Genomic DNA, 22868 nt, shown 5'->3' on the forward strand with positions numbered 1-22868 from the left:
TAAAGTCTTGGGTCCTTTGTCTTGAATCCCTAATAATATGCTGACTATAGTTAAGATTGGCGGAAACGTCATTGATGATCCCGGGTTGCTGCACCGTTTTCTGGTTGATTTTGCGGCAGTAACTGGTCCTAAGTTGCTGGTGCATGGCGGCGGTAAAATAGCGTCGGCCATTGGCCAGCGGCTGGGCATCGAACCAATACTGGTAGACGGTCGCCGCATTACAGATTCTGAAACCCTTGAAGTGGTTACGATGGTATACGGCGGCTTGGTAAACAAAAATATTGTAGCACAACTACAGGCTTTGGGCAGCAATGCTATTGGCTTAACCGGTGCCGATGCCAACATCATTAAAGCCGAAAAGCGCCCTGTTAAAACGATTGATTATGGTTTTGTAGGCGATGTAAAAGGCCCTGAAAGTATAAACGTACAGGCGCTGAATGCCATGTTGCAGGCTGGTTTTACGCCTGTTGTAGCTCCACTTACGCACGACGGCAATGGCTCACTACTTAATACCAATGCAGATACCGTAGCTTCTGTTTTGGCAATAGCTCTGGCGCAGAAGTATAGCGTGCAGTTGCTTTATTGTTTCGAAAAGAAAGGGGTACTGGAAGATGCTGCGGATGATAAATCTATAGTTGAGTTGCTGACGCCGGACAAGTATAAAGAGATGCAGGAGAAGGGACAAGTGTTTGCCGGTATGTTACCGAAACTGGACAATGCTTTTGCTACACTGCAAAGCGGCGTAAGTATCGTAAAGATCGGACAGTCTGAAGATGTGCTGGCAATGGCCGAAGGTAAAAGTGCCGGAACAACTATAGCGCTGGAAGTATAACTATGACTGAAAAAGAGCTATACCCACAGGCGCTGCAGCTGTTGCAGGAACTGATTAGCATTCCTTCATTTAGTCGCGAAGAAGATAAAACTGCTGACACCATTTATACTTTCCTGGAGCAACACGGCGTAAAGGCAGAGCGACAGGGAAACAATGTGTGGGCTCGTAACCAGCACTTCAAACCGGAACTGCCAACTATACTGCTTAACTCGCACCATGATACTGTAAAACCAAACGCCGGTTATACTATAGATCCGTTCACGCCATCTATAAAAGACAGCAAACTATACGGGCTGGGCAGTAACGATGCTGGTGGTTGCCTGGTGTCCCTGATCGCTACGTTTTTATACTTTTATCCGCAGCAAAACCTGAAGTATAACTTTATACTAGCAGCCACCGCCGAAGAAGAAATTTCCGGGACAAACGGACTGGAATCAATACTTCCGCAACTCGGTGAAATAGACTTTGCTATAGTTGGCGAACCTACGCAAATGCACCTGGCCGTTGCCGAAAAAGGACTGCTGGTACTGGACTGTGTTGCCCACGGAAAAGCCGGACACGCTGCCCGTGAAGAAGGAGTCAATGCCATTTACGAAGCCCTGTTTGATATCGAGTGGTTCCGCAACTATAAATTTGAGAAAGTCTCGGAAACGCTTGGACCGATAAAGATGAGCGTAACAGTGTTGCAGGCTGGTTCGCAGCATAACGTGGTGCCGGATACCTGCAAGTTTACCGTAGATGTGCGTGTTACAGACGCTTATAGTTTGGAAGAAGTCTTGGATACTGTAAAGCAGCATGTAAAAGCGACCGTTACGTCGCGCTCCGTTCGTTTGCAGCCATCAGGTATTCCGCTTACACATCCTATAGTTCAGGCTGGTATAAAACTTGGTCGCAATACTTACGGTTCACCCACTACTTCTGACCAGGCGTTGCTTCGTGTGCCATCTGTAAAACTTGGTCCCGGCGACTCCGCTCGCTCACACACTGCCGACGAGTACATTGAACTACAGGAACTAGAAGAAGGTATCCCACTCTATATTCAGATGCTTGAAAAAGTAGTTTTATAGTTACCAGATCAACAATTTAACAATACAACAATCAATAATTTACCACATGAAACTCTGGCAGAAAGATATACAGGTACAGGAAGAAATAGAACGTTTTACGGTTGGCAACGACCGCGAAATGGACCTGGAACTGGCACCGTTTGATATACTTGGCTCGCTGGCGCACACGCGTATGCTGAACCAGGTTGGTCTGTTGGAGCAGAAAGATCTTGCTGCCGTACAACGCGAGCTGAAACAACTCTACGCCGAAGTAGCACAAGGTAATTTTTTGATTGAAGATGGCGTGGAAGATGTGCACTCACAGGTAGAGTTGCTACTGACGAAACGCATTGGCGAAGCCGGTAAAAAGATACACAGTGGCCGCTCCCGCAACGACCAGGTTTTGCTTGACCTCAAACTATACATGCGCCACCAGTTGCGCCAGGTGGTTGAAGCCACTGAGACTTTGTTTCATACTTTACAGAACCTCAGCGAGCAGCACAAAGACAAACTGTTGCCGGGTTACACGCACCTGCAGGTTGCTATGCCATCATCTTTTGGTTTATGGTTTGGCGCTTATGCCGAGAGTTTAATTGATGATTTGCTGGTTGTCCAAGCTGCTTACCGCATCAGCAATAAAAACCCGCTTGGCTCGGCAGCCGGTTATGGTTCGTCTTTCCCGCTTAACCGCCAGCTAACTACTGATCTGCTGGGTTTCGAGAGCCTGAACTATAACGTGGTTTATGCGCAGATGGGACGAGGCAAAACTGAACGTGTAGTAGCTACTGCACTGACAACTATAGCCGCAACTATAGGTCGTATGGCCATGGACTTATGCCTCTACATGAGCCAGAACTTTGCCTTTGTAAGCTTGCCTGATGAACTGACTACAGGCTCCAGCATCATGCCACACAAAAAGAACCCGGATGTGTTCGAGCTGATCCGTGGCAAGTGTAACAAACTCCAAGGACTACCAAACGAAATCGCCCTGCAAACAGCTAACCTGCCATCAGGTTATCACCGTGATATGCAGCTTCTGAAAGAGAGCCTTTTCCCGGCTTTTGGTACACTGCTCGACTGCCTGCAGATGGCGAACTACATGCTGCCAAAGCTTATTGTTAAAGACAACATCATGCAGGACGAAAAGTATAAATATGCCTTTAGCGTGGAGGTGGTAAACAACGAAGTGCTGCAGGGTGTGCCTTTCCGGGATGCATATAAAAAGGTAGGATCTGCCATAGCCAATGGTACTTTCGAAGCGCCAACACAAGTGCACCACACCCACGAAGGTAGTATAGGCAACCTGTGCACCGAGCAAATTGCAGTGCAGATGCAGCAGGTGTTACAGGCCTTTGATTTTACGAAAGTTGATGCCGCTGTAAATGCACTATTGGCAGAGTAGCAGCTCATACTTTATACTTAGTTCAGGTGGAATTTCTGGGGCTTAATATTATTTAGTTTACGCGACGTTTGCAGGAGCGTACCTACTATAAGCGCAACTATAACGGCTAAGCCAATTACAAGGTAGGAGAGCACCTTCAGCATTTTTACACTTCTGTCAGCCGACTGGTAAAGCTCCTGCCCAACATCGCCCTGCACGCGGATGAGTGCGTGCAGCGGCTCTAGTAAATTCTGAAATGCAGTGTAGCCGTTTGTTAAGTATAATTTCCTGGCAAGCCCTTTATTCCCATTTGTACTCAACTGCAATATACTGTTCTGTACCTGTACCAGCTTTGTGAATTGGGATTTATAGGCAGTCAAGTTTTTTTGCTCCTGATCAACAAGGTAAGTGGTTTCATACTTCTCCATCAGTGCTTCAATGGCCTTGGTATTGGCATTTATATGTTGATGTAAACTGTCCTGACTGTAGATATTATCAGCCAGAATATGTTCCTCCAGTAACATACGGTTCTGGTAGTACCGCTCCAGTATTTCCGAAATGTCAAGCGATGGTATCAACCTGTCCTGGTACACCGACTGAAATTTGCGGCCTACCTGCTCCATACTATAGCTCACAAACCAGTTCGCGAAAACTATAATCACAAACATCGATAAAAAAGCAACCGCTACTTTATGGCGCTGCTTAAAACTGAAACTCCATCTCATGGTCTGGTTCTTGGTGCTCACTGTAACCAAGTTAATCATTCTGAAGCGAATAAGTATACTATTATCACTATAAGTATAGATCGCATCTTTAAATTACAATACTTTGATCATACTCAATCTTGCTTTATTCTAATAACTTATAGTTAGTACAGCGTATAAGGGTGCACACTGTTTCTTATAAAACACAAAGCAGAACATAGTGATCCCGATAAAGATACATACCCAACCCGACGATTCAACCTGTGGCCCTACCAGCCTGCATGCCGTCTATAAGTATTTTAAAGATCCTATTCCGCTTAGCGAGGTGATAAAGGAGGTGCCGTACCTGGATGAAGGAGGTACCCTGGAAGTTTTGCTAGCCTGCCATGCATTGCAACGTGGATATAAGGCAACAATATTTACTTATAACCTTAATGTTTTTGATCCAACCTGGTTTGGGCTCTCAAATGATGAGCTTATTTCTAAACTGGAGGAACAACTGGAGATAAAAACAGGTAAAAAACTTAAAAGGGCTTCTAAAGCTTACATTGAATTTCTGAAGCTTGGCGGAACACTCCGCTGCGAAGATCTTACTATATCTTTATTAAGAACCTTTTTTGATAATGGTATTCCGATGCTAACGGGTTTAAGTGCAACATACCTGTACCGGAGTGCCCGCGAATTTGCCGATGAAGCTGGCAATTCTGTTTATGATGATGTTCGTGGTTACCCGATGGGTCATTTCGTGGTGCTTTGTGGCTTTACCGATGATCTGCAACATGTAGTGGTAGCCGACCCTTACCCTGAGAACCCATACTTTAACAATAATTATTACGAAGTCGGACTTTCGCATTTGCTCAGTTCCATCATGCTGGGCATGTCAACCTTCGATGCAAACCTGCTGGCCATTGAGCCAAAAGAACCCTTAACTGAATAACCTCAACATGCGAAAAATAGTAGTTGTCGATTACCCAAAAGACTGGGAAACGAAGATAGAAGACGTAGAAGTTGTTGATGCCCAGACTTACCTGACAGATACTACTTATACAGATATAAAAAACGCCAGGATATTTAATCTATGCCGATCATATAAATACCAGAGTGCTGGCTACTATGTGTCGTTGCTGGCCGAGGCGCGTGGTCATAAACCTATACCAAGCGTAACTACCATGCAGGACCTTAAAACGCCAACTATAGCGCGAGCCATCACCATGGAAATAAACGACCTGGTACAGAAAAGCCTCGGCAAACTGAAGTCAAAAACATTTACGCTGAGTATATACTTCGGGCAGAACGTTGCTGAGAAGTATGAAAAGCTTTGCAAGCAACTGCATGATCTGTTTCAGGCTCCGCTTTTACGGGCTCAGTTTGTTTATAAGGATGAATGGGTACTGCAAAGTATATCGCCTATACCGGTAACTGAAGTGCCCGAAAACCATAAGCGATACATGGTACGTTTTGCGAAAGCATACTTTGCCAGACATCGTTTTGCAGGCGCACGAATTGCCCGTAAAGTATACGACCTGGCTATACTTGTTGATCCCGAAGAAAAAGCTCCGCCATCTAATGAACGCGCCATTCAGAATTTCGTAGAAGCGGCAGAGCAACAAGGTTTTTACACCGAACTTATCACCAAAGACGATTACCGCCGACTGGCTGAGTTTGATGCCCTGTTCATCAGAGAAACTACTTCCGTAAATCACCACACGTATAAGTTTGCCCGTAAAGCGTTTGCTGACGGGCTGGTGGTAATAGACGATCCGGTTTCCATACTGAGGTGTACCAACAAAGTATACCTGGCTGAACTGCTTACCAAAGCGAAAGTACCTGTTCCGAAAACCATGATTATCCATAAAGATAACCGGGAGCAGGTAGAGGCTGAGCTAGGTTTACCCTGTGTATTAAAGAAACCGGACAGTTCCTTCTCGCAAGGCGTGGTAAAGGCCAACAACAAACAAAGCCTGGAAAAGAAACTGGATGAGATGTTGTCTGATTCAGAATTGATTATAGGCCAAGAATTTACACCAACAGATTTTGACTGGCGGATTGGGGTACTGGACAAACAGCCGCTTTATGCCTGCAAATATTTTATGGCAAAAGATCATTGGCAGATCTATAACTGGAATGGCAAAAAGAAACAGGACGAAGAAGGAGATGATGAAGTAGTGCCATTTGAGCAAGTACCATTTCATGTGCTACATACGGCACTAAAAGCTGCCAACCTGATAGGCGATGGCCTGTATGGGGTTGATATTAAAGAAATAGACGGAAAAGCTTACGTAATAGAAGTAAACGATAACCCAAGTATAGACTCGGGCTGTGAAGATAAAATACTGAAAAAAGAACTATATGCTGCTATCATCAAATCCATTAAACGACGTATTGACAACCATAAAAACTTCAGAACCGATGAGTAGCCAACCCAAACGCATCCTGCACCTCTTCGAAGGCTTTGGCGTGGAGCTGGAATATATGATCGTGAGCAGGAAAGACCTGCATGTACTGCCTATTACTGATAAACTGATTTATGATGAAGTAGGGCAATACATTTCTGATGTGAAGTTTGGTGAAATAGCCTGGTCTAATGAACTGGTACTGCATGTAGTGGAACTGAAAACACAGGGGCCGGTAAAGTCGCTGGAAGGGTTACATCTTAAGTTTCAGGAGCATGTGCAGAAGATAAACCAAATGCTGGAAAAGCACGATGCCATGCTGTTGCCAACAGGTGCACACCCTCTCATGAACCCGGACACTGATACGCAACTATGGCCACACGAGCATAATGCAGTGTACGAAGCTTATAACCGTATCTTCGATTGCAAAGGCCACGGTTGGGCAAACCTGCAGAGTACACACCTGAACCTGCCTTTCGCTAACGATGAAGAGTTTGCCAGATTGCACGCTGCTATTCGTATGCTCTTGCCTATACTTCCGGCTTTAAGTGCATCATCTCCTATACTTGATGGCAAGGTTACCGGCATGTTTGATTCACGTTTGGAAGTATACCGCCACAACCAAGGCAAAATTCCAAGCATTACAGGTAAAGTAATACCGGAACCAGTATTCAGTAAAGCAGATTATGAAGAGCAGATCTTGAATAAAATGTATGCTGATGTGGCCCCGCATGACCCTGAGGGAACGCTGCAGGAAGAATTTCTAAATTCGCGTGGCGCTATTGCCCGCTTTGAGCGCAATACCATAGAGATCCGCTTATTGGATATACAGGAAAGCCCGGTTGCTGACCTGGCTATAGTTCAGGCAACGGTAGCTGTTCTACAGGCATTGATAGGGGAGCGATGGGTGGCTTTACAGGAGCTTAAAACGTTTGACGAACACAGGCTTTCCAGAATATTAGTACAGGTCATTTCTAATGGCCAGGAAACTATACTTACTGATCTGGAATTTCTGCGATGTTTTGGATTTGAGTGTACTGATAACTGTACAGCCGGAGAACTATGGCGACACCTGGTCAAAGAATGCATCGTGTTGGAAGAACAACCTGAAGTGCAACATGCGCTTAATGTGATACTTTCGCGTGGAAACTTGGCCAAACGAATTTTAGATGCTACTCAATTAAACCCTGACAATTCAACTATCGCAAAAGTATATACACAGTTGGCGAAATGCCTGCAGAAAGGTGGCGTGTACTTACCTGAAAAACCATGCTAAAATTATTGCTGACCTGCGAACACGGAGGTAACCGGATACCGGAAGTTTATACTTCTTTTTTTGAGGGAAAAGAACAGTTGTTGGCGTCGCATAAGGGTATTGATATTGGTGCACTGGAATTATTCAGAACACTTGAGCCCTTAGCAGATAAATCTTTTTTTTCTGAAACATCCAGGTTACTTGTAGAGCTTAACCGCTCCCTGAACCATGCAAAATTATTCTCTGATATAACCCGGGAACTGGATGATACCATAAAATCAGCTATCCTGAAAGAACATTATTTCCCTTATCGTGAGGAAGTAGAGCACCTGATCCATGATTTTGTAATGGCTGGAAGGCAAGTACTGCATGTAGCAGTGCATACCTTTACTCCCGAACTGGACGGACAAGTTCGTGATGCCGATATTGGCTTGCTTTATGACCCTAAACGCAAGCTGGAGCAAACCTTTAGCCGCACCTGGAAACAGCAGCTTCAAAAGCAAAGCAGCGAATTACAGGTGCGGTTCAATTATCCATACTTAGGCATTGCGGATGGTTTCCCGACTTATCTGCGACGAAAGTTTACCGAAGAACAATACATTGGAATTGAACTGGAAGTAAACCAGAAGTTTAAGTTAAATCAGCCTGAAGTATGGGAAGAAGTAAAGCAGGCTATTTATACTTCTCTGCAGGCTACTTTAAAACAGTTCAGACCAGAGCTTTCTGAAGAAGAGGAGATTTGAAGTATAAGTTGGTTCGCCTTACTACTGGTGAATTGATTAATATAAATTCATTAAGCATTTAGTTCATCTGCCAATCGTCTCCTAAAGCATTCATTTACCGATTAATAACAACCAAATCAATATTTAAATAGTATTACGAACATTATAACATATATCTATAGTTACAGATCCTTTACAGCATTATTTTCATCATTAATACTTAAACTATGAACATTAAAAGTTTACTTCAATTAGTCCTGATATTTGTTGCCGGACAGCTATTCTTTGCTTGTAGCTCAGTTAAATATTATGAGTTTGCCGGAAACAAACAAGCTCCATATTATGAATCTAAGCAAAAGCAAGAACCTGCCACAAAACCAGTAGAAACTGAGAGCTTGGCTAAAATAGCCATAGAGGCAGCTGAGGATAAAGCTGTTGTAAAAGCTGATGCACAAAAATTATTAGCTTCTACAGAGTCAAAGGTTGTAGCTGCTCCAGCTAAATTAGCTCCGGTAACCAACGTAGCAGAAACTGCTGCAGCAAACAAAACTTTAGCTGAAGCTGAAGCGCTTGAACTGGTAAAAGAGCGCGTAGCCAGCATGACAAAAGCTGAGAAAAAAGAGCTTAAAAAGGAATTGAGAGAAGCAATGAAACAGAGCGGGTCCCGAGTTTCTATTGTAGAGGTTATTTTGGCTGTATTATTGCCTCCATTGGCGGTCTTCCTGCACGATGGTATAGGAACCTCGTTCTGGATAAGCATAATACTTACACTGCTATTCTGGATTCCGGGAGTGATTTACGCCTTGCTTGTAGTAACAGATACGATCTAAATAGCAACTATAAAGTATAAGAAAGCACCTGCAAAGGTGCTTTTTTTGTATCCGGCTAATTTTCAACCGTGCGTAAACCGGTGTGGCTTAGTCACGTTTTATACAATGTATCAGCAGTGTGTTTTATCTGAAGTATAGCAACACATAAACCATGGACTACAAGGACTATTATAAGATACTAGGCGTAACCAAATCAGCGTCTCAGGCTGAAATTAAAAAAGCTTACCGCGCGCTGGCCAAGAAATATCACCCTGATAAAAATAAAGGTGACAAAGCTGCTGAAGATAAGTTTAAGGATATAAGCGAAGCTTATGAAGTGCTCGGTGATGAAGAAAAGCGCAAACAATATGACCAGCTAGGTGCCAACTGGCGGCAGTATCAGAATGCAGGAGCCGGTGGATTTGGTGGCAGGGGAGGCCAGTACGAGTATTACGGAGGTGGACAGCCTGGTGGTTTCCGCGGTTTCGAAACTGATGCTGATATGTTTGGTGGCGGCTTCTCTGAATTTTTTCAGCAGTTTTTTGGGGGCGGTGGTGGCTTTAGCCAGCAAACAGGTGGCAGAGGCCGGACTCATGCAGCCAAAGGGCAGGACTATGAATCTGAGATGGAAATTTCGTTGCAGGAAGCCTATCATGGTGCCTCGCGTTTAATAAACCTTCAAAATCAGCAGTTGCGCATTACTACCAAACCAGGAGTTGCAGACGGGCAGGTGCTTAGAATAAGAGGAAAGGGTGCACCAGGTCCGGGGGGCGGCACTGCTGGAGACCTGTATATTAAAGTGCTGATTAAGCCGGACCATAACTTCGAACGCAAAGGCAACGATCTGTACACTACTTTACCGGTAGACATGTACACAGCTATACTTGGAGGGGATGCCCATGTGCGTACACTAACAGGACAGCTTAAGTTAAAAATACCAGCCGGAACACAGAGTGATAAAAGCCTGAGGTTAAAAGGAAAAGGCATGCCTGTTTATGGCAAACCTGACCAGCACGGCGACCTTTACGTAAAGATAACTGTAACGCTGCCAACGCACCTGAGCGAAGAAGAAAAAGAGCTGTTTCAGAAGCTGAGAGAAATACATCAAGCTAAGAAAGCAGCATGATAACCAAAATATTAATGCAACTATGTTAGCAACCTTAGACCAATTACAGTACAACAGCCTGATCAGTAACTTTCTGGACAGCATGGCAGAGAGCCACCTTACTTTTTATGCCAGCGACCTGCTGGAAAAGCATGGCTGCCAGAGCCGCGAAGAATTAGACCAAGCCGTAAAACGTACCACTGAAGTTTGTAGTTGCATGCATCTTCCGTTACAGGAAAACATAAAAACAGTATACCGCGCGCAGAACGGGCAGGTAGTGCAAGACTGGCGTTTGTCTCCAATGGCCTACATGTTACTTGTAATCAATGCAGATTCTAAAAATCAACTGGTGGCCCAGTTACAGGTAGAGCTAATCAAGCGCGCGCTTCACAAGGAGTAGCGTCTGTTGCCTGTGTAAGAACTGCATTATGTGCTACCAGTAATTCCTGCCAGTTAAATTCACAGCACAACCTGGACATATTTGCAGAAAGCGGTGCATTTATATGTATCTGTTTATTAGTAAACGGATGCACAAAGTATAGATCTGAAGAGTGCAGCAGCATACTTGAGCTGTTAAGTTCTTCCAGAAACATCTTGTTGTGCCGCCAGTCGCCGTGCTTTTTATCTCCAATTATATAGTGCCGGATATGCGCAAAATGTTTGCGTATCTGGTGCATGCGTCCGGTTTCAGGTTGTACCTGTACCAAACTATAGCGGGCTGTAGCATATCGGCCCACAGGTATAGGTAATTCTACAGTTGCTATTCTTTTATAGTTTGTGATGGCGTCCTGTGCCTCTTTATGCTGATGATCTTTATCTGGCCGGATTGGATTGTCAATTGTAGCCTCTTCTAAAATATAACCACGTACAATTGCATAGTATACCTTCCTGGTTTCCCGTTCTTCAAAAAGCTTTACCAGCGGCGCAGCTGCTTCAGGTGTTTTGGCAAATAATAACACGCCGGATGTGCCACGGTCCAGGCGATGAATAGGATATACTTTGTGTCCTAACTGATCGCGGAGCATCTGCAAAGCAAATTCCTTTTTCTCTTCTGCTATGCGTGTGCGATGCACCAGTAACCCATGCGGTTTATTTATTGCCACATAATGGGCATCTTCAAAGATAATATCTAACACAGTATAAGCTTATTAAGAGTGCAAAGGTAGCAAGAATTACCAGCCAATTTAAAGGTTAAGAAAGGAATGCGTTATACTTTACACTAACGTAGCCGTAAAAACTCCCTAAATAATCTTAAACAGGTAAACACGAACCTGTAACTTTACAGTTCTAAACTTACTTATGGCGTTAGCATTAAATAATCTTCGGAGAGGGAAAAAATACAGGCTGCGAAACCACGGCGAGGTATTCGAGTTTTGGGTGATTGATATTTTTGAAGAGGATATTTTTAAACTGAAAGACTTACATACACTTGATCAGTATTTCCTGCACGACCTGACACAGTATGGGAAAGGCAAAGATTATGATTTACAGGAATTATAGTTCAGGCTTTAACAACTTTACCTTTTAAGTCCCAGTGGCTCTTCTGTATCTGTTGGCTGCCAGGTTTTCTTACAATTTTACGCACATACCTTTCTCCTGATATAGCTCCGTCTTCTCTGCGTGTGCCTATAAACAAGGTTACCGGCTCACCATTCTCATTTGTTATAAACGTAAGATCCTTGCCTAGCATACGATCATCAATGCGTGCATCCGGGGTAAAAGTCTTTTGCAGGAAATATTCTATTTTTTTATTCAGACCCATAGTTTTCTATACGGAACAGGCATCCGCAGGGATAATAACCAACTGCAAGTATAATTGCACAAAAAAAGCACTAATTTATATTTAACATTACTATATAGTTGGTGAATAGCGACACAATTAACAGCCCTGTACAGTATAAGTAAACTACTAAATTGTTAAAATACTGGAGCGTAGCGGTTACATGGAAAAAATTATACTCGGAAAGCAGTTGAGTGCGCCACAGGCGGCTGACTTCCTGAAATTGTACGAGTGTGATGGGAATGAAATTCTTCTTGCCGACTGGTCTGGTGTGCTTGATGCAGGCAGGGCACGACTAGGATGTACCGCTATACTGAATGCCTTAAGCCAGCAACCATTCCCGAAGATATTAAACAACAACTCAAAAGTTACAGGTCATTACCCGGGGGCAATAGACTGGGTAGGCAAAGTATGGTTTCCGGAAATGTATAAGTTAGGGGTCCGCTATTTTGCCTGGGTATACTCGCCTGCGTTTTATACTCAGATCGGGACGGATGAAATCATAAAGTTGAGCTCAAAAGTAGAGATCCAAACTTTTTATGAAATAAATCAGGCCTATGACTGGCTGCTGGAAAAGAAAGTTTCAGTATAAGCCTGGATAGAACATTATTTAGAGTGTGTAGCCTGCAATACTAAAACTTTAGAAACGTTTGTGAAAGTGAAGCAACGATGCTGCCAACATCAGCAATTTCTATACGTATAGTTTCATATAAATATAGCTAACTATGCAAGCGAACAATAACCACTACTTTGTTTACATTTTCGGGGGAGAAACTGAGACAAACCTACAGATAGGTATGGCCGGAAATATACAGCAACAACTGCAACAGACGCAGCAGAATACAGATCTACCAAAAAAGCTGGTCTATTATGAGCATTATGATCGCGAAGCCATGGCCCTGGCACGTGAGAAGCAGATAAAGGAAAGCAGCCATACTGATAACAAGCGCCTGATAGAGTCTATGAATCCAAACTGGCTGGACCTAAGCGATCTGCTTTAACTACAAGTATTAATTTATTGACAGCCGGTAAAAAGGCTGTTTGGCAGGTAATTTTGTATCTTTGCAGCTCATCATTTTAAATACCTGCCTAAATTCCTGATGCTACAAACTATAAGCCGCCTGCGCGAAAACATAAGACTACAACTGGTTGTGGTTACGGTGGGTGTACTGTTACTGGTAGCTAAGTTTGTAGCTTATTTTCTTACAAATTCAAACGCTATACTTACTGATGCTCTTGAATCGATCATCAATGTTGTAGCAGGTGGGTTTTCACTGTATAGCCTGGTGCTTTCTGCACGTCCACGCGACGAGAACCATCCGTATGGCCACGGTAAAATAGAATTTATTGCCGCTTCTCTTGAAGGTTCACTTATACTTGTAGCAGGTGCAATAATAATCGTTAAGTCAGTTTATAACCTTTTTGAGCCGCACACGCTTCACCAACTCGATATTGGTATTTTACTGACAGGTATTACAGGCGTAGTAAATTTTATAGTTGGGTATTTTACAGAGCGCAAAGGCCAGCAGGTAAACTCTCTTGTTTTAGTAGCAGGAGGGAAGCACCTTAAATCAGACGCATACTCAACTGCTGGTATACTTCTGGGGCTCGTTCTCATCTTTTTTACTGGTATGGTATGGCTGGATAGTGTAGTGGCAGTTATCTTTGGAGGGATTATCTGTTATACCGGCTATAAAATTATCCGCTCTTCAGTAGCAGGTATTATGGATGAAGCTGATTACGAATTGCTGCAGCGAATTGTTAAAGTATTGAATGATCATCGCCGCGATAACTGGATTGATATCCATAATCTGAGAGTGATTAAGTATGGTGCCACGCTTCATATTGACTGCCACTTAACAGTGCCCTGGTACTTAAATGTAATGGAAGCCCACGATGAAGTAGAAGCATTGGGCAAACTTATCAGAGAAAAGATAGACGAAAGTATAGAACTCTTTGTGCATACAGATCCATGCATAGAGCCATCGTGCAACATCTGCAGCAAACCAGATTGTGAGGTACGCCAGCATGCTTTAAAAGAACGTGTAGAGTGGGACTTTGAAAAAGTAATAGCCGACCGTAAACACAGTTTATATTAAGTACGAAACAATATACTTTACTTATAGTTGATAAAGTATAAGCTTCTTACTTGTTGGTAGATAAGTAGGCAGTAAGTTGGTTTAACCTGTGTTTTATGGCTACTCTTTATTCTTCCCTGTTTATTCCTTTGCTGATGTTTTTTACATCCTGTCAGCAAAATTCTTCTGAACAACTTTCTACGGAGCAGGAGATAAGTTATACATTATCAGCTGATACAACAGGATTAGCAAAAGCCACTTTTGCTGGTGGTTGTTTCTGGTGTACTGAAGCATATTTTGAGCGTTTGGTAGGAGTGGAGGCCGTTATTTCCGGGTATTCCGGTGGTCTGGAGAAGAATCCTACTTATAAACAGGTAAGTGCTGGGCTAACTGGTCATGCAGAAGCTGTGCAGGTATATTATCATCCTGAAAAAATATCATACCAGGAGCTGGTAGAAGTATTTTTTGCGACACATGATCCAACCACACTAAACCGCCAGGGACCTGATGTTGGGAAGCAATATCGTTCAATAGTATTTTACAGAACACCTGAAGAAAAGAATATAGCGACTAAGTATATCAGCAGATTAAGCGCATCAGGTAAGTATAAAAACAAAGTCGTTACAACAGTAGAGCCACTCAAGCGATTCTGGCAGGCAGAAGCATATCACCAGGACTATTATGAACGTAATCCTTCTGATCCTTATGTTGTAAGTATAGCCCGCCCTAAAGTAAAAAAATTTGAAACCAACTATAAAGCCAAACTAAAGCCACAATTCAGGAAATAAGCTACTTGTTATCAAAACATGGTTTTATTGCGTAGTATAAAATCTAATTGATAATTTATACAAAACAATACAACTATGGACTTCATTATTAATCTGTTAGTGACAGCAGCTGTCATTCTGATTCTTTCTTATGCTATGTCGAGTGTGCACGTAAAAAGCTTCTGGACCGCACTTTGGGTAGCTTTTCTTACGGCCATTTTTACTGCTACAATTGGCTGGTTATTAGGCGGTTTGCTTAACCTGGTAACTTTCTTTTTACTGGAAGCTATCGTAGGTTTAATCGTTACAGCGCTAATGCTAAAGCTAGTCGATAAGCTGGTTGGAAACTTTAAAATAGATGGATTTTTGCCGGCACTGATCATTGCCATAGCTGTAGCCATAGCTTTAGCCATAGTTGGCTGGCTGCGTGGCGATAACGAAGAAGAAGAATATGCTCAACTTGAACAGAAGCCTCAAACAGAGCAAATCTTTCAGCAAGTATAGTATTTAGTTATAAGTATAAAAGCCTGTGCAGTTTAATTGCACAGGCTTTTTTGTTATCAAAAGTCGAAAAAATCGCTTAGAAAGGATTCTTTTTTCTTGTGCGGATGCTTTTTGTTACCATATTGATCGTAACCATAGCGCTTGTAATCAGACTCGTAATTTTCTTTTTTAGAATAATGTTCGCCTGAGCGTTCTATAATCTTTTCCAACTCGCCACGGTCTAGCCAGATACCACGGTATTTCGGGCAATAATCAATTTCAACTCCGTTTTTATCGCTCATTAAAAGCGTTTCGTTACAGGTAGGGCATTTCATAAGCTAGATAGTTGTTTAACTTAAATATACTTAGGTATCATTAGATTTCCGAATCAATTCAGGAGTGTATAGCTTTATGTAGTTGCATTACCGACAAACAGTAGCTTAAGCAGGTTGAACTACTCGTTAAGAAAATATCAATCGTATTTAACATAAAGTATATTATCAGTGACACTTATTTAGATTGTATAAATCAGTCTTATAATTTATATTATGTTAAGTAATGTGTAGAGCAATTAAAAAGGGAGACTAGTTGCCTCCCTTTTTGAATATTCTTTAAGCTCTAAAACTATTTCAGCTTTTTATTAATCCTCTCTGCATCAGCCTTACGACCTAAGCGAGTATAAACTGATAATAAGTTTTTAAGTGTAGCCTGATCTTCTGGCTGAATTTCAATAGCTTTCTCGAAATATGGTACTGAAGCTTGGAAGTGTTTGTTAGCCTCTGCTTCTACAGCTTTACCTCTTTTCTGGTAAGTAGCGTAATCCATCTTTTCAGCTTTCTTCGCAACGCTTACACCCTTGTTAAATTCAAGAACTGCTAGGTTATAGTAAGCATCAAAGTTTTTAGGATCTACTTCAATAGCCTTCTGATAGCTCTTATAAGCTGCATCCAGTTTTCCTTCTTTCTCTTGTAAGTTACCTAGTACGGCATAAAGGCTGGCATTTTTAGGATCTTTCTCAATAGCTTTCTCTAATTTAGCCATTGCTTCGCCACCACGGTTATTTTTCAGGTAGTAACGCAGCTCTTCCTGCATCAGGTATACGCTATTTGGATGCTCCTTTAAACCATCAGCTAAGGCAGCCATTACTTTATCATCACTTGCCTGAGTTTCCTGAAGCAACTGCACTCTGGTTTTGTAAACATCTTCAGTTTTGTGGCCAAGTGTAATAAGCTTATCATAATAAGTCATTGCTCTTGGGTAATCCTTCTTTGCAATGGATGCTAATGCCGCATATTTAACAGCTGTAGTATCCGTAGGATTTACTCTTGAAGCAAGATCATAGTTTGAAATTGCCTGATCCCACTCTTCCTTGTTATGATGTTCAACCGCCTGATTTAATACCTGACCATAAAGCATCTCTAAGCGAGCAGGTACCTGCTTGCCGTACTGACCATCTTTACCATCAAGTTCTACTGTTTTGTTATAAGACTCCAGAATAATTTCAGGAGTTTTCTCAGTGGTCATTTTACCATAAACCGGGTGACCAACCATGTCCTGATAAATTGTACCACGTGTAAACCAGGTCTTAGCCTTATTTTTTGTTTTATCGTGTGCAATCGCTTTATCAATCTCAGTCTGTGCTTTGTCAAGCGTACCATTTTTCTGGTTAAGAATGGCACTGTTCACAGCCGAGTTCTGTGCACTTGCCACTGAAATAGTAGCGGCAGCCAGGGCAGTTAAAAGTACTTTTTTCATGCTCGTTTATGAAAGGTTTGTGTTTGTTGTTTAACATTAAAGGAATTTAAATAAATTCCTGCTATTCAGTATTTTATACTTCTTCAGTTGTTTCAGGATCAATCATAGTGTCTGGCTGTAAGGCATCTTCAGGCGCTAGCTCCGATTGCAGCATTACCACCTCCTCTATTTCATCTTCATTCTCCATCTCAACTTTCGCAACCGAAGAGATCTTGTCACCTTCATTCAACTTAATCAGGCGTACACCTTGTGTTGCACGGCCAATAACTCTAATGTCAGCAACTCTCAAACGAATTGTTATACCTGAACGGTTAATTATCATCAGGTCGTCGGTATCAACCACACCTTTTATTGCCACCAGTTTACCGGTTTTCTCTGTTACGTTCAGCGTTTTTACACCTTTACCACCACGGTTCGTGATGCGGTACTCTTCAAGTAAGGAGCGTTTACCAAATCCGTTTTCAGAAACAACCAACAGTTCAGTTTCAGGGGTTTCTACACAAACCATACCAACTACTCTGTCATCTGGTCCGGCAAGTGTTACGGCACGCACACCAGCTGCGTTACGTCCCATCGGTCTAACCTGTGTCTCATTAAAGCGGATAGCTCTCCCCGACTCCAGTGCTATAATAATTTCACTGTTTCCTGTGGTAAGCTGTACATCAAGCAATCTGTCGCCTTCGTTAATCGTGATGGCGTTTATACCATTCGTTCTCGGACGTGAATAAGCTTCTAAAACTGTTTTCTTGATGGTACCCTGTTCCGTGATGAATACCAGGTTATGGTTCAGTACAAAATCCTGGTTCTTCAGGTCATGTACATTCATTACTGCACGTACCTTGTCTTCACGTTCAATCTGGATCAGGTTCTGTATAGCGCGTCCTTTAGTGGTTTTACCGCCCTCCGGTATCTCATATACTTTTAACCAGAACACCCGGCCAAACTCAGTAAAGAACATCATGTGGTGGTGCGTACTAGCAACAAACAAGTGCTCAGTAAAATCACTTTCTTTAGATGCCGCAACGCCTCTTGATCCAACTCCGCCACGGCTCTGGCTACGGTACTCGCTTAAAGAAGTACGTTTAATATAACCTTCATGAGAAATAGTGATCACCATGTTTTCTTCAGGGATCATATCCTCGTAAGAGATATCACCAGTGCTGGCCTCGATGCTGGTTCTGCGAACATCACCATAGCGCTCTTTTATTTCAGCCAGTTCATCTTTAATGATCTGCATACGCAGACCTTCATCATTTAATACAGAAGTAAGGTAATCGATCAGTTTCATGATCTCCTGGTACTCTGCCTGTATTTTATCACGCTCCAGACCAGTAAGGCGCTGTAGTCGCATATCCAATATGGCACGAGCCTGAATCTCAGAAAGGCTGAAGCGTTCCATTAAGCCATTTCGGGCGATCTCCGGGTCGCGGGAGGCACGAATCAGGTTAATTACTTCATCCAAATTATCCAGCGCTATCAGTAAACCTTCCAGAATGTGGGCACGTTTTCTTGCCTCATCCAGCTCGTACTGTGTTCTGCGGATAACTACTTCATGCCTGTGTTCTACGAAATGTAAGATCAGGTCTTTCAGGTTCAGTGTCATCGGACGACCTTTCACAAGGGCCACGTTGTTTACACCAAATGAAGACTGAAGTGCTGTATACTTATACAGGTTGTTAAGTACAACGTTAGGTATAGCATCACGCTTCAGGTCATACACAATGCGTAAACCATCACGGTCTGACTCATCACGTAGATCCGAAATACCTTCAATTTTCTTTTCATTGATGAGCGCAGCTGTCTTCTCTATCAGAGATGCTTTGTTCACCATGTAAGGAATTTCAGTTACAATGATCTGTTCTTTACCTGTAGATGTTGTTTCAAAAGTAGCTCTGCCACGCATTAACACACGTCCACGACCTGTTTCAAATGCAGACTTCACACCATCATAACCATAGATAATACCACCGGTCGGGAAGTCCGGAGCGGTAATATAATGCATCAGTTCTGCAATGGTAATATCACGATTATCAATATAAGCGATGATACCATTGATTACTTCTGTCAGGTTATGCGGCGCCATGTTAGTGGCCATACCTACTGCAATACCAGATGTTCCGTTAACCAACAGGTTTGGGAATTTAGCCGGCATTACACTTGGCTCTTTCAGAGAGTCGTCGAAGTTTGGTACAAAATCTACTGTGTTCTTATCCAGGTCGTTTAGCAGTTCGTCAGCAATACGCTTTAAACGAGCTTCTGTATAACGCATGGCAGCCGGCGAGTCACCGTCAATAGAGCCATAGTTACCCTGTCCGTCTACAAGTGGGTAACGTAATGACCATTCCTGAGCCATACGAACCATTGTATCATAAACAGAGGCGTCGCCGTGAGGGTGATACTTACCAAGCACCTCTCCTACAATTCTGGCGGATTTCTTATAAGCTTTATTATACGATACCCCCAGTTCGGACATACCATAAAGCACACGGCGGTGCACTGGTTTCAATCCATCCCGAACATCAGGTAAGGCTCTCGAAATGATAACAGACATTGAGTAGTCGATATACGCACCGCGCATCTCATCCTCAATGTTTATTGGTATTATTCTTTCGCCTTCATTCATGTTTTGCTGTATAAAAGTTAGTTTTTAATAAAAAGTAATAGCTGGCAATTTAGCCAAAAAACAAGATTTAACTATATAGGTTAATTCTTATTTTTACTCTTGTCTTTCTCGTTCTTCTTCTCTTTATCTTTCTTGTGCTTAGTCTTTTCACCATATTTCAGGTTCTGTTTTCGCCATAGCGGAACACCTCTATATTCGCCTTCGCCATGAGGATGCACCATGCGTACATTACACTGCATGATTGGACAGGCTGGTCTACAGGAAAAAATTGATAAAGAAATTAAGGAAATAAAAACAAGAAGAATCCGATTAGTTGCCATGCTTTGGTGTTTAAGAGAGCAACGAATTCATTAGTTACTCTCATATCCTTAACATACAAATTTACACTTTTTTACTCAGTAAAACCAGCTTTTAACCTATACTTTAATCGTTTTTTAAGCTTAAAAAGCTACTACTGTGGGTGAAAACCATTTATGGTAAATCCTCCATCTACAGCTATCGTCTGACCAGTAATATATGCGGCAGCTGGCATGCATAGAAAGGCTACAGTAGCAGCCACATCCTCCGGCTTACCAATTCTACGTAATGGTGTTCTGTTGATCACGTTAGTATAGAATTCTTCGTTCTGCAGCACAGTTTGAGCAAGTGGCGTACTGATGTACCATGGTGCAACCGCATTTACACGAATATTGTCTGCAGCCCACTCAGCTGCCAGGTTGCGGGTAAGCTGTGTTAAAGCAGCTTTTGTCATGCCATAAATACTGCCTGTACGCACATGTGTAAGCCCGGCTACTGATGTTACATGAACTATATTGGCCTGCTCAGACTTACTCAAATACTGGTAAAGCAACCGATTTAGCTCAAAAGCTGAACGCAGGTTTGTGTTCATTAAGTAATCATATTCTTCGGTAGTATATGCCGCTGTGGGTTTCCGGATATTAGTACCGACATTATTAATTAGGATATCGAGGCTACCCCAATTAGTATCAACCCAGTTTAATAGCTTTTCACGCCCCTCTGTAGTGCTCATGTCTGCAGCTAATATGTGCAGCAGGTTACCGCTATTTTCGCTTTGTAGCTTCTCCAGGTCCTGTTGGTTACGGGCTACTGCCAGTACCTCTGCTCCTAGCGCTAAAAACTCTTTTACGGTTGCTTCGCCTATACCTTTAGAGCCACCCGTTACTATTGCTTTCTGTCCGGTTAAGGACCATCTGTTATTGTTCATCAAATTAGTTTGTCTCTATTATAAAAGTAATATATTTACTCTATTTAAATTACTATATTTAAAACAAACTTATTAAAATGAAAAAGATGAAAAAAGTTAAGTTATTTACCCTTTCTCTTACATCAAGTATTTGTCTATTGTGTATTAATGCTCAAGCTCAGATTACAAACTATACTAATCAAGATAGCTTTTTTGGGAATGGAGGGTTTATACATAGTGTTACTCCAAATTCTAAAACTATAAAAGGCTCCCCCTTCATTTTTGATTTTTGGTATGATGCTACTATTATATCTACCAATAACCAAGAGTTTGAGAACATTAAAGTGAAGTATAACATTCATCTGAATGAGGTTTTAGCATTAAGACCAACAGGAGATTCTGTAGCTTTAAATAATAATTTTATTAAAGAGTTTGTTATTACGGATTTGAAGATGAATAAAATTCGTTTCAAAAGATTACCTAATATCAATACAAATAATGCTTCTTTGAGAAATGCGTTTGTTAATATAATATATGAAGGTAAAATATTATTCATTGCTGAAGTAAAATCAAAAATATTAAAAGCTGAAAAAGTACAAGGAGGGTATGGTACTTATCGAGAGACGGATGAATTTACAAAGGAGACTACTTACTATTACATTGATAAAGATAAAAGTCCTATAGAGGTAAAATTAAATAAGAAAAGTCTTTTAACTGTTTTATCAAATAAACAAGATGCTATAAAAGCCTTTATATCTAATGAAAAAATTGATGCCAATACTGAACAAGGTTGGGTGAAAGCACTAGCTTACTACGAGACACTATAAGGCTGATATTACTATTTACCTAATTAAAAAAGAGCAGGCTATCAACCTGCTCTTTTTATTTGTTGCCCATAATTCTGCGCCAGTAATCCTTGAAATATGCTTTATTAAGCTTAGGACGATTATTTATTTCTTTAAATTCTAAAGAACCATTTAGATTTTGCCAAACATGATAAACAAACACATAGCCTCCTCCTTCTTTACGCCAGTCATCGAATTTACCAAAGCGTAAGTCGTTAATATAAACTCCTTTTTCAGCTGGAACTACAGTATAATAACCCTTTGTAATTTCAAGTAATCTTTCGAGGCGGGGATTGCCACGGTAAGGCTTAAGCAGGTGTTTGTTTTGTGGTTCATAGCTATACTTTACATTTTTATCTTCGTCAAAGAGAGAGTAGAATCCATTATAAAAGCCTCCGTTACCTTTAACAGTTACTGACCAGAATATAGTATTAAGTGGAGTTGGTTTGCTGATGTACGAACTATAGGCTATGCCCTGCCTTTGCAGGTTCTGCTCGAACACGTTATTTGCAGCAGCTTTGGCTCCAAAAGAAAACAATAAATAAGCTGTGCTTAAAGCCAGACCAGTATAGTTAAGAATGCGGCGCTTCCGGTTATTTTTATTATAAAATCCGGTAGCGAAAACAAATCCCAGAAACGGCAAAGTATAAAGCGGATCAATTACAAAGATGTTATAGAACGCAACTCCGTACGTACTAAAGGGCCAGAAAAGTTGTGTACCCCAGGTGGTACAGCTATCAAGTAAGGCATGGGTTACAAAACCCCAGAAAAAGAGCCAGCCCCACTCCTGCCATATAGATGAGTCCTTTTTGTTAAACCGCTTTAATAACAGCCCAAGTAACGGCGAAACCACTATAGCAAATAAAAACGAATGCGTAAGCGATCGGTGAAAACTTAGCTGCCCCACCATATCCAGTAAAGGATTAGCCAGGATATCGAGGTCAGGAATAGTGCCTGCTATACCTCCCCAAAGCAGTGATTTGTTGCCTAACTTTTTGCCAAGTATAACTTCGCCAACCGAAGCGCCTAATACAACCTGTGTAAGAGAATCCATGGGATAAAAATATAAAAACCTTTGCTGCTATA

26 protein-coding genes are annotated in these 22868 nt (G+C 41.9%); 17 read left to right on the forward strand and 9 right to left on the reverse strand.

Going from position 1 to position 22868, the window contains the following annotated elements; genetic code table 11:
• The first annotated feature begins 37 nt into the window (after positions 1–37).
• From argB to argH, 3 genes are read left to right on the forward strand one after another with little or no spacing between them, the layout of a single operon-like run.
• Positions 38–832, forward strand: a complete 795-nt coding sequence (gene argB, locus MJ612_RS04755; RefSeq protein ID WP_187029930.1) for an acetylglutamate kinase — start codon at positions 38–40, stop codon at positions 830–832.
• A 2-nt stretch (positions 833–834) separates the two neighbouring features.
• Positions 835–1899, forward strand: coding sequence for a M20 family metallo-hydrolase (locus MJ612_RS04760; RefSeq protein ID WP_187029931.1), 1065 nt, complete (start codon positions 835–837; stop codon positions 1897–1899).
• A 46-nt stretch (positions 1900–1945) separates the two neighbouring features.
• Positions 1946–3280 carry an argininosuccinate lyase gene (argH, locus tag MJ612_RS04765; protein ID WP_187029933.1) on the forward strand — a complete coding sequence of 445 codons (1335 nt, stop codon included), beginning with the start codon at positions 1946–1948 and terminating at the stop codon, positions 3278–3280.
• Between the two features lie 17 nt (positions 3281–3297).
• On the opposite strand, the gene MJ612_RS04770 is transcribed toward argH, so the two are convergent.
• Positions 3298–4005: an MCP four helix bundle domain-containing protein gene (locus tag MJ612_RS04770; protein ID WP_250419055.1), complete on the reverse strand. Its 708-nt coding sequence runs from the start codon at positions 4003–4005 to the stop codon at positions 3298–3300.
• Positions 4006–4183: 178 nt separating this feature from the next.
• Between MJ612_RS04770 and MJ612_RS04775 the strand changes: the two genes are divergently transcribed.
• From MJ612_RS04775 to MJ612_RS04805, 7 genes are all read left to right on the forward strand, one after another.
• Positions 4184–4900 carry a cysteine peptidase family C39 domain-containing protein gene (locus MJ612_RS04775; protein WP_187029935.1) on the forward strand — a complete coding sequence of 239 codons (717 nt, stop codon included), beginning with the start codon at positions 4184–4186 and terminating at the stop codon, positions 4898–4900.
• 7 nt (positions 4901–4907) lie between these two features.
• A complete protein-coding gene (locus tag MJ612_RS04780; RefSeq protein ID WP_187029937.1) occupies positions 4908–6380 on the forward strand; it encodes a RimK family protein in 1473 nt (490 codons plus the stop codon).
• Positions 6373–7632: a carboxylate-amine ligase gene (locus MJ612_RS04785; RefSeq protein ID WP_187029939.1), complete on the forward strand. Its 1260-nt coding sequence runs from the start codon at positions 6373–6375 to the stop codon at positions 7630–7632. The genes MJ612_RS04780 and MJ612_RS04785 overlap by 8 nt, the downstream gene beginning before the upstream one ends.
• Positions 7626–8354 carry an N-formylglutamate amidohydrolase gene (locus MJ612_RS04790; protein ID WP_187029941.1) on the forward strand — a complete coding sequence of 243 codons (729 nt, stop codon included), beginning with the start codon at positions 7626–7628 and terminating at the stop codon, positions 8352–8354. The genes MJ612_RS04785 and MJ612_RS04790 overlap by 7 nt, the downstream gene beginning before the upstream one ends.
• Positions 8355–8560: 206 nt before the next feature.
• Positions 8561–9163, forward strand: coding sequence for a YqaE/Pmp3 family membrane protein (locus MJ612_RS04795; RefSeq protein ID WP_250419056.1), 603 nt, complete (start codon positions 8561–8563; stop codon positions 9161–9163).
• Between the two features lie 151 nt (positions 9164–9314).
• Positions 9315–10268, forward strand: a complete 954-nt coding sequence (locus MJ612_RS04800) for a DnaJ C-terminal domain-containing protein (RefSeq protein WP_187029943.1) — start codon at positions 9315–9317, stop codon at positions 10266–10268.
• A 22-nt stretch (positions 10269–10290) separates the two neighbouring features.
• On the forward strand, positions 10291–10647 hold the full coding sequence (locus MJ612_RS04805) for a hypothetical protein (protein ID WP_187029945.1): 357 nt from the start codon (positions 10291–10293) through the stop codon (positions 10645–10647).
• Here MJ612_RS04805 and MJ612_RS04810 read toward each other — a convergent pair.
• Positions 10622–11383: a pseudouridine synthase gene (locus tag MJ612_RS04810; protein WP_187029947.1), complete on the reverse strand. Its 762-nt coding sequence runs from the start codon at positions 11381–11383 to the stop codon at positions 10622–10624. The two genes, MJ612_RS04805 and MJ612_RS04810, sit on opposite strands and share 26 nt — an antisense overlap.
• Before the next feature lie 163 nt (positions 11384–11546).
• Here MJ612_RS04810 and MJ612_RS04815 point away from each other — a divergent pair, with 163 nt between their 5' ends.
• A complete protein-coding gene (locus MJ612_RS04815) occupies positions 11547–11747 on the forward strand; it encodes a hypothetical protein (protein ID WP_187029949.1) in 201 nt (66 codons plus the stop codon).
• Between the two features lies 1 nt (position 11748).
• Here the strand turns inward: MJ612_RS04815 and MJ612_RS04820 are convergent, their stop codons facing one another.
• On the reverse strand, positions 11749–12009 hold the full coding sequence (locus MJ612_RS04820) for a hypothetical protein (RefSeq protein ID WP_187029951.1): 261 nt from the start codon (positions 12007–12009) through the stop codon (positions 11749–11751).
• 181 nt (positions 12010–12190) lie between these two features.
• Here MJ612_RS04820 and MJ612_RS04825 point away from each other — a divergent pair, with 181 nt between their 5' ends.
• The 5 genes from MJ612_RS04825 (at position 12191) to MJ612_RS04845 (ending at position 15376) form a co-directional block, all read left to right on the forward strand.
• Entirely contained in the window at positions 12191–12619 is a 429-nt protein-coding gene (locus tag MJ612_RS04825; RefSeq protein ID WP_187029953.1) for a hypothetical protein, read from the forward strand.
• 133 nt (positions 12620–12752) lie between these two features.
• The gene (locus MJ612_RS04830) at positions 12753–13028 is read left to right on the forward strand and encodes a GIY-YIG nuclease family protein (protein WP_187029955.1); all 276 of its coding nucleotides are present in this window, start codon (positions 12753–12755) and stop codon (positions 13026–13028) included.
• Positions 13029–13127: 99 nt separating this feature from the next.
• Complete coding sequence (locus MJ612_RS04835) at positions 13128–14126, forward strand: cation diffusion facilitator family transporter (protein ID WP_187029957.1); 999 nt, start codon at positions 13128–13130, stop codon at positions 14124–14126.
• Between the two features lie 95 nt (positions 14127–14221).
• On the forward strand, positions 14222–14893 hold the full coding sequence (msrA, locus tag MJ612_RS04840; RefSeq protein WP_187029959.1) for a peptide-methionine (S)-S-oxide reductase MsrA: 672 nt from the start codon (positions 14222–14224) through the stop codon (positions 14891–14893).
• A 75-nt stretch (positions 14894–14968) separates the two neighbouring features.
• The gene (locus MJ612_RS04845; RefSeq protein ID WP_187029961.1) at positions 14969–15376 is read left to right on the forward strand and encodes a phage holin family protein; all 408 of its coding nucleotides are present in this window, start codon (positions 14969–14971) and stop codon (positions 15374–15376) included.
• A 56-nt stretch (positions 15377–15432) separates the two neighbouring features.
• Here MJ612_RS04845 and MJ612_RS04850 read toward each other — a convergent pair whose 3' ends face one another.
• From MJ612_RS04850 to MJ612_RS04870, 5 genes are all read right to left on the reverse strand, one after another.
• Positions 15433–15690, reverse strand: a complete 258-nt coding sequence (locus MJ612_RS04850; RefSeq protein ID WP_187029963.1) for a TFIIB-type zinc ribbon-containing protein — start codon at positions 15688–15690, stop codon at positions 15433–15435.
• 289 nt (positions 15691–15979) lie between these two features.
• A complete protein-coding gene (locus MJ612_RS04855; RefSeq protein ID WP_187029966.1) occupies positions 15980–17110 on the reverse strand; it encodes a tetratricopeptide repeat protein in 1131 nt (376 codons plus the stop codon).
• A 73-nt stretch (positions 17111–17183) separates the two neighbouring features.
• Entirely contained in the window at positions 17184–19733 is a 2550-nt protein-coding gene (gene gyrA / locus MJ612_RS04860) for a DNA gyrase subunit A (protein ID WP_187029968.1), read from the reverse strand.
• A gap of 80 nt (positions 19734–19813) precedes the next feature.
• Positions 19814–19972: a hypothetical protein gene (locus MJ612_RS04865; protein ID WP_187029970.1), complete on the reverse strand. Its 159-nt coding sequence runs from the start codon at positions 19970–19972 to the stop codon at positions 19814–19816.
• A 212-nt stretch (positions 19973–20184) separates the two neighbouring features.
• Positions 20185–20958, reverse strand: a complete 774-nt coding sequence (locus MJ612_RS04870) for an SDR family oxidoreductase (protein WP_187029973.1) — start codon at positions 20956–20958, stop codon at positions 20185–20187.
• 77 nt (positions 20959–21035) lie between these two features.
• Here MJ612_RS04870 and MJ612_RS04875 point away from each other — a divergent pair, with 77 nt between their 5' ends.
• Entirely contained in the window at positions 21036–21764 is a 729-nt protein-coding gene (locus MJ612_RS04875) for a hypothetical protein (protein ID WP_187029975.1), read from the forward strand.
• Between the two features lie 55 nt (positions 21765–21819).
• Here MJ612_RS04875 and MJ612_RS04880 read toward each other — a convergent pair whose 3' ends face one another.
• Complete coding sequence (locus MJ612_RS04880) at positions 21820–22836, reverse strand: metal-dependent hydrolase (RefSeq protein WP_187029977.1); 1017 nt, start codon at positions 22834–22836, stop codon at positions 21820–21822.
• Between the last annotated feature and the right edge of the window lie 32 nt (positions 22837–22868).

This window comes from Pontibacter deserti, from assembly GCF_023630255.1.
Classification (GTDB): Bacteria; Bacteroidota; Bacteroidia; order Cytophagales; family Hymenobacteraceae; genus Pontibacter; species Pontibacter deserti.